We start from the raw sequence: 13678 nt of genomic DNA, 5'->3' as shown, positions 1-13678 counted from the left end.
ATGATTTTGCAGGGCCGACTAAATAATTTGATGTCGGGTTTGCATATATTGCCTACCGAATAAATTGTCGATTTCTTGCACTACCGGAAGATGCCAACGAAACTTGTTACCAACATCGCTTGGGAAATTTCCGCCGCAGTGTGCGGCGCTATCGCTTGCGCTTTCGTGCTATTGGCAATGGAACGTTGGCCAGGAACGAGTCAGGACGTTGCCCCTGTCGAGAGCCGAGTGACGCCGGCAGCATATAGCATCGGTGTGCGTGCGCAGTCTCCGCGATCGGCGTTAGCTGTCGTGCCATCGTCTCGGTCGGTGTCCCCGAGTGTTGGGGGCGGCGATGTGCTGACTATGCTGACGACCACAAAGGCGAAGGTTGTCCGCCGAGGACCCGACCAGAGCAACTCGCTTGCCATTGCGCTGAGCCGCGCTCTTCAATATCCGACCTTCGGGGCGCTCGCGCAACGACGCGATCCTGAGGGACAGTTCGAGGCTGCTGCATGGGCCATGGCATGCATACAGCATCACCTGAAGGACGATGCGCTTCGTTGCGGCGACGAACCATTGCGAGCCCCCGACTATGCGTTGAACCTGCTGCGCATAGCCGCGGGTGCTGGCCAGCCTGGCGCAGTGCTGGAGCTCGCTGTTCGACATCCCATGCAATGGAACACGATCGCGCTGCCTGACGGCACGATGTTGACGGATCACGTGTACGCAATGGCGGCCCACGGGGACATCGCAGCGCTTGAATTGATCAAGAATGGCTGTAAGGTGCCTGGCGCTTGTCGAGATCCAGTGTTCACACGCAACGTGCTTACGTCGCTTGAATACCAGTTCGCACGCGATGCGCTGCCGGCGACCTATGTCGGACAATTGGAGGGTTCGGAAGCTGACCGTCAGCGCGCCATCGAGCGGGCTACAGCCTTGCGCCGGTTCCTGCCCGGCCACTCATCGTGAGATCACGTCAGTGCCTCGTAAGAGGTGCCTTGCCCGCCATCACGCGGGCTTTTTCATAGACGGACTGCTCGCACGACGCAGCGGGCCGGGGTGACGCAAAAAGAGCGGTTCTTGAACGGATACGGGGGGCGACATGGAATGCAGATGCCTGTACGTCGACAACATCAAGATCAACTTCGTGTACCGCACGGTCGACATCGATGGAAAAACAGCCGGCATTACGTCGCGGGAATTCGACGTTCTCGAATGCCTGCTCGATAACATGAACAAGATTGTGTCGCGCTGGGCAATCCAGAGGGCTGTGTGGGGGCGCGAGTTCGAGGCATCGTCCCGTACACTCGAAACGCACATTTCACGCATTCGCTCAAAGTTGCGGCTGGACGAAGACAAGAACGTGAGAATTATCCCGGCCTATGCGATCGGATACCGGCTCGTGCTGTTTGGTGCGGCGATTGTAAACGTTGACCATGCCGATACAGCGTCCGCTATTCGTTTTGTGTCGCGACCCGTGACGGCTGAGCAACCCATTTGAATAAGCGAAGCTTCTCTTCTTTATGGCGGCGAGCGCTGGCTCGCCAACATCTGCCGCACGCTGTCCTCAGCGACCCAAGTCCCATCTTCTCACGTGCTCGTCGAGCAGCGCATCAGCGTCTCGCGCAGGCGCGGTCTGCGTGTGTTTGCCGTCGACGCGAGCGATCTGCGCGTGAGCGCATGCGATACCACGCGGCGCGTCATCCAGCACACCAAGGCCTTCGCACTGTACCTGCCCTGCGTCGAGATGATGCTGCGCGCGACGCTGTCGGGTACGGATACCGAACGGCCGCTCGGGATATGCAAGGGGGCCGCAAAACGCGGCCCCCCTTCAGGCAGACTGGGGAATGTAGGAAGTGCGATTTGGCCGGGGAGGGGTGTGGGTTTTTCTGCCTTCACATGGCGCATCACTGTACGCATCTACAGCATTGACGAGAGCGCAAACCCGCATGAAACCGTGGGTCCCAAGCCTGGCAACTGATTTTGCATACAGTGATATCGGACTTCAAATCCAGTTGGGGGTGTCAGACACTCCCGGGTCGGTTCGACTCCGGCTGCCTTCCGCCAGTCATGGTTTCCCGGGCATTCCGACCACTTCCGTAAACGCGCCGTCGATACGTATTGCCGTCTTCGCGTGCGACAGGCAGCAATTCATAGCTGCGCGCTTCCGCGTTGACCCCCTTCATATCAAACCGCAACCACCCACAACATGAAGGACCCCGCATGGATGCGTGGATCAACGCGTCCGTGCCATTTTCGAGCGACGCAGGCGAACACTATTTTCGATTCTTCAGGAACGTCTGTCCGGCTGCCGTAATCGAAACGCTTCCGCGACCGTTCGTTGGATAGCGCACGTATCCTGCGCCGATGAGCTCGCGGGTGATGGACCAGCCAAGCGCAGGCGTATCGCGACCGTAGCGAATATCGGCAAGGCGTTCCAGCGCCCAGATCGCCGATGCCGAGATCGTTGGAACGGTTGAGCTTTCGTTATCACTCATGGCTTCTCCATAAATTTGATCGTGATCAGGAACATGAGCTATCGCGAGCTCAAATGGCGAGGCACGTGCTCAAGCACGTCCAGTCGTAGCGGGCACCGAGCTCGATGCGTGCTGCGGTTTCGATGAGGTCGATGCCGTGGAGCCCGCGGTATCGATCCGCACGTTCGATGAGTGACTCGAGCGGCGGTAGAGGTGCGTCACTTTGCCTGGCGAATGCGATCACGTTGCCCGCAATATCGAGCGCTAGTGCATCCGGGACCGCACGCAGCATGGTGCTCTGCAGGCCACGACCGTCAAAGCACAATGAGACGAGGTGCTCGGTTTCCACGACGATCGGCTTGTCGACGAATTTGCCCGAGACAGCCGCGCGCAAGCCCAGGTACGGGAGATCGACAGGTGGCATGCGAGTCAGCTCTCTTGCAGCAAGGGGAGTAGTGCATGAAGCGCTGCCTCCTCGTCCGGACCACTTGCGAGGACTTGCGCGGACGTGCCGCGCCGTACCTGTAGCGACGAGACGGCCATGCCATCCTTTGCATTCCCGCGACGCCCATTCGCGATCAGCAGGATGTCGCTGTCGAAACGGCGCGCCGTGTCCACGAGCACATCGCGGACCGAGTTCACGCCGCTGCGGCTCCAAGCAGAGCCTATTTCGAAATAGACGACGGTTGCCATGTTCCTCGCGTTTGCCGTGAGATAGATGCTGCTACCCGGTATTTAGTGAGACGGGTCGATCTGGCAGGCCATCAGAAACGCCTGGAACTCGATCTCCCATGCTGCATTTCGCACATCGACGTCGAGCCCGGCGAGACGCTTCATTTCGCCGCTCAGATACACGGCTCTCAGCAATTGAGGGGGGACGCCCTGTGCGAAACAGTTCCCCTCCATATCAAGAAGCAGGCGCGGGTGGTGTCGGAACCGCGCACTGGCCACCGAGATCGGATCCATCACGTGCCGAGCCGATTCCCTTGGGTAGACGAAGACCAGGTGAATACCGGCTGCCGCGAGTCGTTCCCCCGCATCATGGAAGCGGTGGACCATCTGGAACCCGCGCTCGCCCCCGCGCCCGACCCCCACAACGATTGATCCCCGGCTTCCCGCCATCTCCAGCAGGGATGCCGGTCGCCGATCGGGCAACAGTAGCGTTACCTCCGGATCGAACATGTCGACTACCTCCGCAAATTCGCCCGCAATTTCGGCGAAACGCGGTCAGATGACATTATAATTCGAAGTTAAGGAAATGTGTCTTGCATTATAATGGTATGTGCGTTCACTCTCCGAACCCGGATCGTCGCGAGCCGATGGCACGGGACCACCCTCGGCGAGGAAAGTGCGCTCCCGTGTTTCCCCGTGCTTTCTCAAGAAGGTGTGACATCGCGCGCTCGCCCACGGCGAACCCGCTTGTCGTTGCGGGCCGCTGGGGCCGCCAACAACTTGCAGATCAGGATCTATCGAGCATGGAGCAGGACCGAACATCCTACGATGCGTTCATCGAATTCCTGTCGACCCCGCTGAACGACGGGCGACCGTATGTATTGGAGACTCGGCACGCGATCTCGCTGCACTTCGATCACCGGGCCACCCAAAGCTTCATGTCCCTGCACACGCCGGACAAACTTGCGTTTGGCTATACGCGAACCATGATGGGATGTCTGCTGCTGCTGCCGACCGCCAGACATATGTGCATGATCGGGCTCGGCGGCGGTTCCTTGGCAAAATTCTGTTATCGGCATCTGCCCGACGTGGCTATCGATGCGATCGAAATCAATCCTGAAGTGATCGCGTTACGCGATGTGTTCAGGATTCCCGCCGACGACGCCCGACTCAAGGTGATCTGCGCCGACGGCGCGGAGTATGTGACCCGGGAGGATGTCCACACGGATGTGATCCTGCTGGATGCCTTCGTCGCGGAAGGCATGCCGAGCCAGTGTGCGGATATCGCGTTCTTTGCTGCCTGTCGCGAGCGGTTGAGCGATTCGGGGGTGCTCGCGATCAATCTGGCGGACGACGACTTGTCGCTACCCAGTCACATCGAGCGGCTGAGCGCCGTGTTCGGCCCTTCGTACGCAGTTGTCCGATGCGACGACGACAGCAATTTCGTCGCTTTCGCCTGGAAAGGGCCGCTTCGTTTGCCGTCGAAGCGGGTTCTGTACGAACGCACGCTCTCGTTTGGGTTTGCCGGCGAGCTCAAACTGTCGTCGACCGCCCGGCGCTTGAAGGAGGGCGAGTGCCTCGACCTGAAGCGGTTGACTTGGCATGCGCAAGGACATGCGCATTGGGAAATTGACGTTTAGACCGTTTGCGAACTCAGCCCGCGCTTCACCTGACTCGTTTGCCGAGGGGGCTTTTTGTCTTGTAGCTCACGCCGTGTTGATCGAGGTACTCGCGAATCAACTGCCGCACGACTTGCGACGGTGTCAGGTCCTGTTCCGCGCAGAGCATGTCGAAAGCCGCTTTCTTGGCGGGATCGATCAGGATGGTCAAGCGTGCGGTTTTCGTTTCCATTGCAGGGCAGAGTCGGCAAATATGCTAATTTGATTATAATGCATTGGTCCTCATGTACAGCACCGGAAGGCATTCGGCACACGCGTGATGGGCCGGCTCGTCGACAGCGCCTCAAGCAGGATCCGCCGCCGACAAGACGTTGATCAACGCTTGAACGGCCTCGCTTGCGTCAGTGCCGATTGCCGTGACGTGAACCATGGCGCCAGATGGTGCGCACAAGGTCATCACGGACATCACGTCCTTGGCATTCGCTGTTCTGCCCTGCGAAGTGCAGGCGACCTCACTGGCGTAGCCTGACGCCGCTGCCGCCACGCGTGCAGAACGATATCCATTCAAATCCGGGCGTCCGCCCACAGAAACGTGCTCTTCGACCATGCATTCTCCGAAGTCGGGTTTCGTTTCGCCTTATGTCGGCTCATGACCGGCGGTCAAGCCGATAGAGATATTCGAGCACGTCGTCGACAACGGGCACGATCGCCAGCGTGACGAGCGCCGCGGCAAGCGGCACGGTCGACACGTAGCCGACATGCTTGCAGCCGATTGCACCAGCCAGCCCCCCGACGAAGAACGCCAGCATCGTCCCGTGAATCCTGAGCTTCGCGCGGTTGGCGATCACCGCATGCGTATGCACGTCGAGATTCGAGCGATTCCAGTAAAAGAGTTTGCCGAGTTCGATGCCGAGGTCGGTCACGATGCAGCCCGGAGCACCGCGATGAACCGCCGCGGTCGCCCGATCCACCCGGGGAATCATGAGGTTTTCATGATAACCGCATTATCATACCTTGTTATCCAGATTGGTCTTTCGGTGTCATAATGCGGACAGGAATACGTCGCGGGAGATGCGGCCATTCCAACTACCTCGCCCAATCCGAGCGTACTGGAGACAATCCGGATGGCACCCGTGCCGGTCGTCCATTTCGTCCTGCTGGCCGTGGCCGCGTGGTTCGCGGTCGGTACGCTGGGGCTCGGAGCGCTGCGTCGTACGCGGCTGGTGGCCCACGGCCTGTTTCCGCTCGGCGCGCTGGCCGGACTGGCCATCGGCGCGGCGGGCCTCGCCGGCATCTTTGCCGAACCGTCTGCTGCAGCGCTGCCGATCGGGCTTCCCGGCTTGCCCTTTCATCTGCGTCTCGACCGTTTGTCCGGCTATTTCCTGTTCGTGCTCGGCATCGTCAGCACCGGGATCGGCGCCTTTTCAGCCGGCTATTTCCGCAAGGGTGAAGGATCCCCGCCCGGGCTGATCTGCTTCGAATACCATGTCTGCGTTGCAAGCATCGCACTGGTGTTGATCGCGGATGACGCCTACGTGTTCATGGTCGCCTGGGAGACGCTGACGCTGTCCGCGACGTTTCTCGTGATGACCAACCACCGGATTGGCGAGATCCGCCGGGCCGGTTATCTGTATTTCCTGATCTCGCACGTCGGCGCGCTCGCGCTGCTGCTCTGCTTCGGTATTCTGCAGGCGCGCACTGGCGACTACACCTTTGCCAACCTGCGCGCGCAGTCGCTGGATACGTTCCCCGCGTCGTTCGCCTTCCTGTTCGCGCTCGTCGGGTTCGGCGCGAAAGCCGGCATCTTCCCGCTGCATGTGTGGCTGCCGGAGGCCCATCCCGCGGCGCCTTCGCCGGTCTCCGCGCTCCTTAGCGGATTCGTGCTGAAAGTCGGCCTGTACGGCCTGCTGCGCATCCTGTTCGACCTGCTGCACATGCAGATCGCGTGGTGGGGCGTGCTGCTGCTCGTGCTTGGCATCGGCACCGCGCTGCTCGGCGTGGTGTTCAGCACCATCCAGACCGACATGAAGCGCCTGCTTGCCTATTCGTCGATCGACAATGTCGGCCTGATGATCGTTGCGCTGGGTCTCGCGGTGCTGTTTCGCGCATACGGGATGACGAGCCTGTCCGCGCTCGCGCTGACCGCGATGCTCTACCAGATCGTTGCGCATGCGGCATTCAAGAGCTTGCTGTTCCTGGGCACGGGCGCCGTGCTCCACGCCACGGGCGAGCGCAATCTCGGCAAGCTCGGCGGGTTGATTCGCTTCATGCCGTGGACCGCGTGGGCGGTGCTCGCGGGCGTCGCGGCGAGCGCGGGCTTGCCGCCGCTCAGTGGTTTCGTGGCCGAGTGGCTGCTGCTGCAGGGTTTTCTGTTCGCGCCGCGATTGCCGGATTCGGTGCTCGCCATGACGGTGCCGATCGCCGCCGCGCTGATCGCCATGTCGGCCGCGCTGGCCGGCTACACGATGGTCAAGTTCTTCGGCATCGTGTTCCTTGGGCAACCGAGAGAGGCGAAGCTGAACCGTGCCCGCGACGCGAACGTGTGGGAACGGCTCGCGTTCTGCTGGTTCGCGGTCGCGAGCGTGCTGCTGGGGTTGATGCCCTCGCAGTTCGTCAAGCTGCTGGATCGCGTCACGCACGCGCTGGTGGGCGCCGGCGTAGGCGAGACCAATCATGGCTGGCTGCTCTTCGCGCCCGTGTCGGCCGCTCGCGCGAGCTACATGCCGGCGGCGTTCATGCTGTTCTTCGTCGCCTGCTGCGGGCTCGCGTGGGTGCTGGTACGGCGCTTTTATCACGGCCGGCTGCGGCGCGCGGCGCCGTGGGGCTGCGGCTTCCCGTTCCCGACCGCGCGCATGCAGGACACGGCGGAAGGATTCGGGCAGCCAATCCGCGAAATCTTCGCACCGCTGCTGCACATCGAACGACAGCTGCCGTCGCCATTCGACGCACAGCCGGCCTACCGGATGTCGGTAACCGATCGCACTTGGTCCGCGCTCTACGCTCGCATCGCGGCACTGACGCAACGCACCGCCGACTGGGCGGGTCGCCTGCAGACGGGCAAGATCGCGGTTTACCTGACGTACAGTTTCGTCGTACTGATCGTGCTTCTGATGTTGGTGCGACGATGGTAACCCTGTCCGGCGTCATCTCGCAGACTGTCGAAATCGTGATAGCGATTGCGGCCGCGCCGTTGCTCACGGGCTGGGTCAATCAATGCCGCGCGTGGCTGCAGAACCGGCGTGCGCCGTCCATCTGGCAGCCATACCGGATGCTCCACAAGCTGTTCAACAAGGAATCGGTCGTCGCGCACGGCGCGAGCCCCGTGTTTCGCGGTGCACCCTATGTCGTGTGGGCCGCCATGACGCTCGCATGCGCGATCGTGCCGACACTGTCGACCGAGTTGCCGCTGTCGCCCGCCGCCGATGCGATCGCGCTCGTCGGCCTGTTTGCGCTCGCGCGCGTCACGCTGTCGCTGGCGGCGATGGACGTCGGCACGGCGTTCGGCACGTTCGGCGCCCGCCGCGAAATGCTGATCGGCTTCCTCGCGGAGCCGGCACTGCTGATGGTGCTGCTGTCGGCCTCGCTGATCACGCAATCGACGCTGCTGACGAGCATCGTCGCGACACTCGGCCGCGGCGAACTCACGATCTATCCGAGCCTGGCGTTCGCCGGCATCGCGTTCACGCTGGTCGCGCTGGCCGAAAATGCACGGCTGCCGGTCGACAATCCGACCACTCACCTTGAGCTCACGATGATCCACGAGGCGCTGATCCTCGAATATTCGGGACGGCACCTTGCGTTGATGGAGTGGGCGGCAAGCCTCAAGCTGTTCGCGTATTCGTGCATCGGTCTTGCGTTGTTCGTGCCGTGGGGCATCGCGAATGCCGGCGATCCGGTCGCGCTGCTGCTGGCGGTGCCGGTGCTCTTCATCAAGCTGACGGCAGGCGGTGTCGCACTCGCCGTGGTCGAAACGGCCAACGCGAAGATGCGCATCTTCCGGGTACCTGAATTCCTGGCGACCGCGTTCCTGCTGGCCGTGATCGGCATGCTCGTCCACCTGCTGCTGGGGGCATGAATGCACGCCTACGCGACACAACTGATCAATTTTCTCGCGGCCGTGCTGCTGATGCTGTCGTTCGCGATGCTGAGCCAGCGCCGGATCCTGTCCCTGATCCATCTCTATACGCTGCAGGGCGTCGCGCTCGTGTCGGCGAACCTGATCCTCGGCTTCGTCACGGACGACGTGCACCTGTACGTGTCCGCCGGGTTGACGCTCGTACTGAAGGTCGGCGTGATCCCGTGGTTCCTGTATCGGCTCGTGCGCCGGCTCGACGTCAAGACCGACGTCGAATCGCTCATCAATATTCCGACGACGCTGCTGATCGGCATCGTCCTCGTGATCGTCGCGTTCAATGTCGCCGCGCCGATCAGCCAGCTCGCGACATCGGTCGCGCGCGGCACGCTCGGCATTGCGCTCGCGTGCGTGCTGCTGTCCTTCATGGCGATGATCACGCGCGCCAAGGCCATTCCGCAGGTGATCGGCTTTCTGTCGATGGAAAACGGCTTGTTCTTCGCGGCGGCGGCCGCGACCAACGGCATGCCGATGATCGTCGAGCTCGGCATCGGGCTCGACGTGCTGATCGGCATCCTGATTCTGGGCGTCTTCATGTTCCAGATCCGCGAGCAGTTCGACAGCCTGGACATCCATCACCTCGAGAAACTCAAAGATGAATGACGCCGACGTCGTGCTCGTCGTGCTCGGCCTGCCGCTCGCGGGAGCCGCGTGCCTTGCCTGCGTGCGACCGAGCCGGGTCGCGCGCAACCTGAACGTCGGCTTCAGCTTCCTGACGTTCGCGGCAACTTTGGTGCTTGCCGCGCACACCGTCGAGCACGGCCCGTCGTTCGCATTCGGACGCGCGTTTTTCGTCGATCCGCTCAATGTTTATCTCGTTGCGCTCACGGCGTTCGTCGGCTGGACGACATCGCTGTTTTCCCGGCCCTACATGCAGATCGAGGAAGCCCGCGGCCGGATGACGGCTGCCCGGATGCGGCTCTATCACAGCATGTATCAGCTCTTCATGTTCGCGATGCTGCTCGCGCTGCTGACCGACAACGTCGGCGTGCTGTGGGTTGCCATGGAAGCCGCCACGCTCGCCACCGTGTTGCTCGTCAGCGTCTACCGTACCGCCGCGAGCCTCGAAGCCGCATGGAAGTACTTCATCCTGTGCGGCGTGGGCATCGCGCAGGCGCTGTTCGGCACGATCCTGCTGTACCTCGCCGCGAGCCGGCAACTGACCGACGGCGACGCGCTGCTGTGGACGAGCCTGGCCGCGGTCCGGACGCAGCTCGACCCGACGATCGTGTCGATCGCCTTCGTGTTTCTGCTGGTCGGCTATGGGACCAAGGTCGGCCTCGTGCCGATGCATAGCTGGCTGCCGGACGCGCATGCCGAAGGTCCGACGCCGATTTCGGCGGTGCTGTCCGGCCTGCTGCTGAACGTCGCACTGTATGCGGTATTGCGCTGCAAGGTGCTGGCCGACGGCGCGCTCGGCAATGGCTTGCCGGGGCGGTTGCTGGTCGGGTTCGGGCTTGCGTCGGTCCTGATCGCGTCGTTCTCGCTGTTCCGGCAGAAGGACGTGAAGCGCCTGTTCTCGTACTCGTCGATCGAGCATATGGGCTTGATGACGTTCGCGTTCGGGCTCGGCGGCCCGATTGCGACGTTCGCAGGGTTGCTGCACATGACGGTCCATTCCCTGGTCAAGTCGGCGATCTTCTTCGCGGTCGGCCATGCCGCGCAGAAGGCCGGCACGCAGGCGATCGACGGTATTCGCGGGTTGCTGCAGGTCAGCCCGACGGTCGGCTGGGCCATGATGCTCGGCACGCTTGCGATTCTCGGCCTGCCGCCGTTCGGCGTGTTCGCGAGCGAATTCCTGATCCTGACGACGGCCATGAACACGCTCCCGTGGACCGCACCCTTGCTGCTGCTCGGGCTCGCCGTCGCGTTCGCGGCGATCTTCGCGCGCGTGCAGCGGATGGTGTTCGGCGAAACGACGACGGCGACACCGCTCGAACATCGGCCGGCGCTGCTGCCGGTGTTCGTGCACCTGGGACTCGGCCTGATGCTGGGGCTGTACGTGCCGCCTTATCTGGCGATGTGGTACCGCCAGGCGGCCACGATGCTGGCAGGATAAACGATGCGACTTGACTCGATTCAGACGGACGGCGCGACTCGCCTTCGGCACGACGCAGGCCAGATTCCGGCTATCGTGGTCGAGGTCGACGAACCGCATTGGCTCGACATCGCGCATGCCGCGCGGATGGAGCGAAGCCGGCTCGTTGCGATGTGGGGCGGCGAAACGCCCGAGCGCGTATTTTCGGTCAACGCGGCGTACGAATGCGACGACGGCGTCCTGTGGGTACGCCTCGCGACAGGGCAGGAACCGCAGGCCAACGGAGACTATCCCGATCTCGCGGGCGTGTTTCCCGCCGCCGAGCGCATGCAGCGCGCCATTTTCGACCTGACCGGCCTGCGCGCGCGCGATGCGCGCGACACGCGCCCGTGGCTCGATCACGGCAACTGGCCCGGCGACTACTTTCCGCTGCAGAAGCAGGCAACCGGCATCGAGCGATTCGAATCGAGCGAAGCGGATTATCCGTTCGTGCAGGTTGCCGGCGACGGCGTGCACGAAATCGCGGTCGGGCCGATTCACGCCGGCATCATCGAGCCGGGTCATTTCCGATTCTCGGTCGTCGGCGAGAAGGTGCTGCGACTCGAGGAGCGGCTCGGCTATGTCCATCGCGGCGTGGAACGGCTGTTCGAACGGACGGCCGCGTCGAACGGCCATCGCGTTGCGGGCCGGATCGCCGGTGATTCGACCGTCGCGTTCTCGTGGGCCTATTGCATGGCGCTTGAGCAGGCGTGCGACGCGGCCGTGCCGGCGCGTGCACTGTGGCTGCGTGCACTGCTGCTCGAACGCGAGCGCGTCGCCAATCACCTCGGCGACCTCGGAGCGCTCGGCAACGATGCCGGATTCGCGTTCGGTCTCGCGCAGTTCTCGCGGCTCAAGGAGAACTGGATACGGACCAACGGCGGGATCTTCGGGCACCGATACCTGATGGACCGAATCGTACCGGGCGGGTTGGCCGTCGACATTGATCCGGAGGACGCGGCGGTCCTCACCGAACAGTGCGAACGCATCGCACGCGACGTGCACGTGATGCGCAAGATCTACGAGGACCAGTCCGGGCTGCAGGACCGGTTTCTCGGAACCGGCCGATTGAATGCCGACGTCGTCGCGCATTTCGGCGTGCGCGGCATGGCCGCCCGCGCCAGCGGCCAGACATTCGACGTGCGCGCGAACCTGCGGCCGGCCCCTTACCGCGACCTGGCCGTCGAGGTGGCAAGCGATGCGCGCGGCGACGTTGCCGCGCGGGTCGCCGTGCGGTTTGCGGAAATCGACGAGTCGCTGCGTCTGATAGGTGAACTGCTGGCGAATCTTCCGGAAGGGCCGATCGCCACCGACGTCACACCCGCAGCGGTGCGATCCAGAGGAGTCGGCTGGGTGGAGGGCTGGCGCGGCGACGTATTCGTCGCGCTCGAGATGGCAGCGGGCGATGCCGTCGCGCGCTGCCATTGCCACGATCCGTCCTGGCAGAACTGGCCGGCGCTCGAGCACGCGATCATCGGCAACATCGTTCCCGATTTCCCGCTGATCAATAAATCGTTCAACCTGAACTACGCGGGGCACGATCTCTGATGTGGCAACTCATCCGTCAATTCGCGCGCACTGAATTTCCCGACGAACCCGTGCCGACGACCGAAGCTGGCTGGCGGCACGAGGCGCAGCAGATTCGTCAGGACATTCTCGATCTGCTCGGCCGCGCATTGTGCATCCGGCAGATCGACGCGGGTTCGTGCAACGGTTGCGAACTGGAGATCCACGCGCTGAACAACCCGTACTACAACATCGAAGGGCTCGGGATCAAATTCGTCGCCAGCCCGCGCCATGCGGATCTGCTGCTCGTGACCGGTCCCGTCACGCTGAACATGAAGGCAGCCGTGCTGGCCGCGTACGACGCTACACCGGCGCCGAAACTGGTCGTCGCAGCCGGCGAGTGCGCGTGCACGGGCGGCATCTTTGCCGACAGCTATGCGGTGTGCGGTCCCGTTTCGTCGGTCCTGCCGGTCGATGTGACCATCCCCGGATGTCCGCCTTCTCCGATCGATTTGCTGCGCGGCATTTTGACCGCTTGCCGGTCACGCGGAGATTGAAGCGGATGCCCGTCGCAATCCTTCAGTGTGCGATACCTGTGCTACACCGCCATCCCGTTCACGGCCATCGTGGCCGTCGTGATCTGGGCCGCGATGCCGTTCCGATCGGGACTGAGTTGCAGTGGTCCGGTCATGCGCTAAAAGCCAGGAGGGGGCGGCAAGGGCAGGCCGGGCGGGGGCGGGGGTGGAGATGGCCGCTGCCGAGAATTGAGCCGGTCTCCACGTGCAAAGCGATACGGTCCGCCACAACGGCGTAGGGCGAAGAGAAACCTGCGGGGTTGCTCACGGTTAGTCCATCGAGTTCACCCACGCCGGTCAAGGGCGAGAATTCGACGCTACCCACGAGCACCTGCGTCTCGCTCGCAAGCGCGCCTTGCGTCTCGATGGCGGACTTGATGGAGGGTTCGAACCGGGCGAGCAGGATCCACAGCGCAACAGCGGCGACGGCGAGCAGGATTGCGATGGCAAGTCCGAGGGTTTTTTGCATGGTGTTGGGTGATCCATGAAAGGCGATGGCCTTTCCTGACGCACGGCCGTGTCAATCAGCAGTCGCCAATATCGACTACAGAAGTGGCTGGGAAATGGAAAAGCGGCAAAGCTGTCTGAAGGGGGCAGGACGTTGAGTGCGGACTGCTTTGCGCAAAGCCATATCGTTC

General features: G+C 62.7%; 17 protein-coding genes and 1 pseudogene. 10 read left to right on the top strand and 8 right to left on the bottom strand.

Features of this window, described 5'->3' with window-relative positions; all coding sequences use genetic code 11:
* The first annotated feature begins 345 nt into the window (after window positions 1–345).
* The 3 genes from C7H84_RS05985 to C7H84_RS36240 all read left to right on the top strand — a co-directional run bounded on the left by C7H84_RS05985 (window position 346) and on the right by C7H84_RS36240 (window position 1963).
* A complete protein-coding gene (locus C7H84_RS05985; protein ID WP_121857858.1) occupies window positions 346–951 on the top strand; it encodes a hypothetical protein in 606 nt (201 codons plus the stop codon).
* Window positions 952–1084: 133 nt separating this feature from the next.
* A complete protein-coding gene (locus C7H84_RS05980; RefSeq protein ID WP_121857857.1) occupies window positions 1085–1483 on the top strand; it encodes a winged helix-turn-helix domain-containing protein in 399 nt (132 codons plus the stop codon).
* Window positions 1484–1576: 93 nt separating this feature from the next.
* Complete coding sequence (locus tag C7H84_RS36240; RefSeq protein ID WP_162999213.1) at window positions 1577–1963, top strand: hypothetical protein; 387 nt, start codon at window positions 1577–1579, stop codon at window positions 1961–1963.
* A 295-nt stretch (window positions 1964–2258) separates the two neighbouring features.
* Here C7H84_RS36240 and C7H84_RS05970 read toward each other — a convergent pair whose 3' ends face one another.
* The 4 genes from C7H84_RS05970 to C7H84_RS05955 are packed head-to-tail and all read right to left on the bottom strand — an operon-like array spanning window position 2259 to window position 3641.
* The gene (locus C7H84_RS05970; RefSeq protein WP_121857855.1) at window positions 2259–2480 is read right to left on the bottom strand and encodes a hypothetical protein; all 222 of its coding nucleotides are present in this window, start codon (window positions 2478–2480) and stop codon (window positions 2259–2261) included.
* A gap of 49 nt (window positions 2481–2529) precedes the next feature.
* Window positions 2530–2883, bottom strand: coding sequence for a hypothetical protein (locus C7H84_RS05965; RefSeq protein ID WP_121857854.1), 354 nt, complete (start codon window positions 2881–2883; stop codon window positions 2530–2532).
* A gap of 5 nt (window positions 2884–2888) precedes the next feature.
* Window positions 2889–3152: an HPr family phosphocarrier protein gene (locus tag C7H84_RS05960; protein ID WP_121857853.1), complete on the bottom strand. Its 264-nt coding sequence runs from the start codon at window positions 3150–3152 to the stop codon at window positions 2889–2891.
* Between the two features lie 42 nt (window positions 3153–3194).
* On the bottom strand, window positions 3195–3641 hold the full coding sequence (locus tag C7H84_RS05955) for a hypothetical protein (protein WP_121857852.1): 447 nt from the start codon (window positions 3639–3641) through the stop codon (window positions 3195–3197).
* Window positions 3642–3934: 293 nt separating this feature from the next.
* Here C7H84_RS05955 and C7H84_RS05950 point away from each other — a divergent pair, with 293 nt between their 5' ends.
* Complete coding sequence (locus C7H84_RS05950) at window positions 3935–4771, top strand: spermidine synthase (protein WP_121857851.1); 837 nt, start codon at window positions 3935–3937, stop codon at window positions 4769–4771.
* Between the two features lie 25 nt (window positions 4772–4796).
* Here C7H84_RS05950 and C7H84_RS05945 read toward each other — a convergent pair whose 3' ends face one another.
* The 3 genes and pseudogenes from C7H84_RS05945 to C7H84_RS05935 all read right to left on the bottom strand — a co-directional run.
* A complete protein-coding gene (locus tag C7H84_RS05945; RefSeq protein ID WP_121857850.1) occupies window positions 4797–4982 on the bottom strand; it encodes a ribbon-helix-helix protein, CopG family in 186 nt (61 codons plus the stop codon).
* 111 nt (window positions 4983–5093) lie between these two features.
* Window positions 5094–5357 carry an HPr family phosphocarrier protein gene (locus tag C7H84_RS05940; protein WP_121857849.1) on the bottom strand — a complete coding sequence of 88 codons (264 nt, stop codon included), beginning with the start codon at window positions 5355–5357 and terminating at the stop codon, window positions 5094–5096.
* Between the two features lie 40 nt (window positions 5358–5397).
* Window positions 5398–5676, bottom strand: a pseudogene (locus C7H84_RS05935) (DUF1275 family protein); the annotation flags it as partial.
* 198 nt (window positions 5677–5874) lie between these two features.
* On the opposite strand from C7H84_RS05935, the gene hyfB reads away from it, so the two are divergent.
* Genes hyfB through C7H84_RS05905 form a run of 6 tightly spaced genes read left to right on the top strand, consistent with a single transcriptional unit; the run spans window position 5875 to window position 13022 of the window.
* Window positions 5875–7881, top strand: a complete 2007-nt coding sequence (gene hyfB / locus C7H84_RS05930; protein ID WP_121857848.1) for a hydrogenase 4 subunit B — start codon at window positions 5875–5877, stop codon at window positions 7879–7881.
* Window positions 7875–8825, top strand: a complete 951-nt coding sequence (locus C7H84_RS05925; protein WP_121857847.1) for an NADH-quinone oxidoreductase subunit H — start codon at window positions 7875–7877, stop codon at window positions 8823–8825. Before hyfB ends, C7H84_RS05925 begins: the two co-directional genes overlap by 7 nt.
* Window positions 8826–9485 carry a formate hydrogenlyase gene (locus C7H84_RS05920; RefSeq protein WP_121857846.1) on the top strand — a complete coding sequence of 220 codons (660 nt, stop codon included), beginning with the start codon at window positions 8826–8828 and terminating at the stop codon, window positions 9483–9485.
* Entirely contained in the window at window positions 9478–10941 is a 1464-nt protein-coding gene (locus tag C7H84_RS05915; protein WP_121857845.1) for a hydrogenase 4 subunit F, read from the top strand. Before C7H84_RS05920 ends, C7H84_RS05915 begins: the two co-directional genes overlap by 8 nt.
* Before the next feature lie 3 nt (window positions 10942–10944).
* A complete protein-coding gene (locus C7H84_RS05910) occupies window positions 10945–12507 on the top strand; it encodes an NADH-quinone oxidoreductase subunit C (protein WP_121857844.1) in 1563 nt (520 codons plus the stop codon).
* Window positions 12507–13022 (top strand): NADH-quinone oxidoreductase subunit B family protein, encoded by a 516-nt coding sequence (locus C7H84_RS05905; protein ID WP_121857843.1) that lies wholly within the window; start codon window positions 12507–12509, stop codon window positions 13020–13022. The genes C7H84_RS05910 and C7H84_RS05905 overlap by 1 nt, the downstream gene beginning before the upstream one ends.
* A gap of 130 nt (window positions 13023–13152) precedes the next feature.
* On the opposite strand, the gene C7H84_RS05900 is transcribed toward C7H84_RS05905, so the two are convergent.
* Entirely contained in the window at window positions 13153–13509 is a 357-nt protein-coding gene (locus C7H84_RS05900) for a hypothetical protein (protein WP_121857842.1), read from the bottom strand.
* Between the last annotated feature and the right edge of the window lie 169 nt (window positions 13510–13678).

This window comes from Burkholderia sp. Nafp2/4-1b, assembly GCF_003635165.1.
Classification (GTDB): domain Bacteria; phylum Pseudomonadota; class Gammaproteobacteria; order Burkholderiales; family Burkholderiaceae; genus Burkholderia.
The sequence above is the reverse complement of the archived record's forward strand: the minus strand, read 5'-3'. Positions and strand labels throughout refer to the sequence as shown.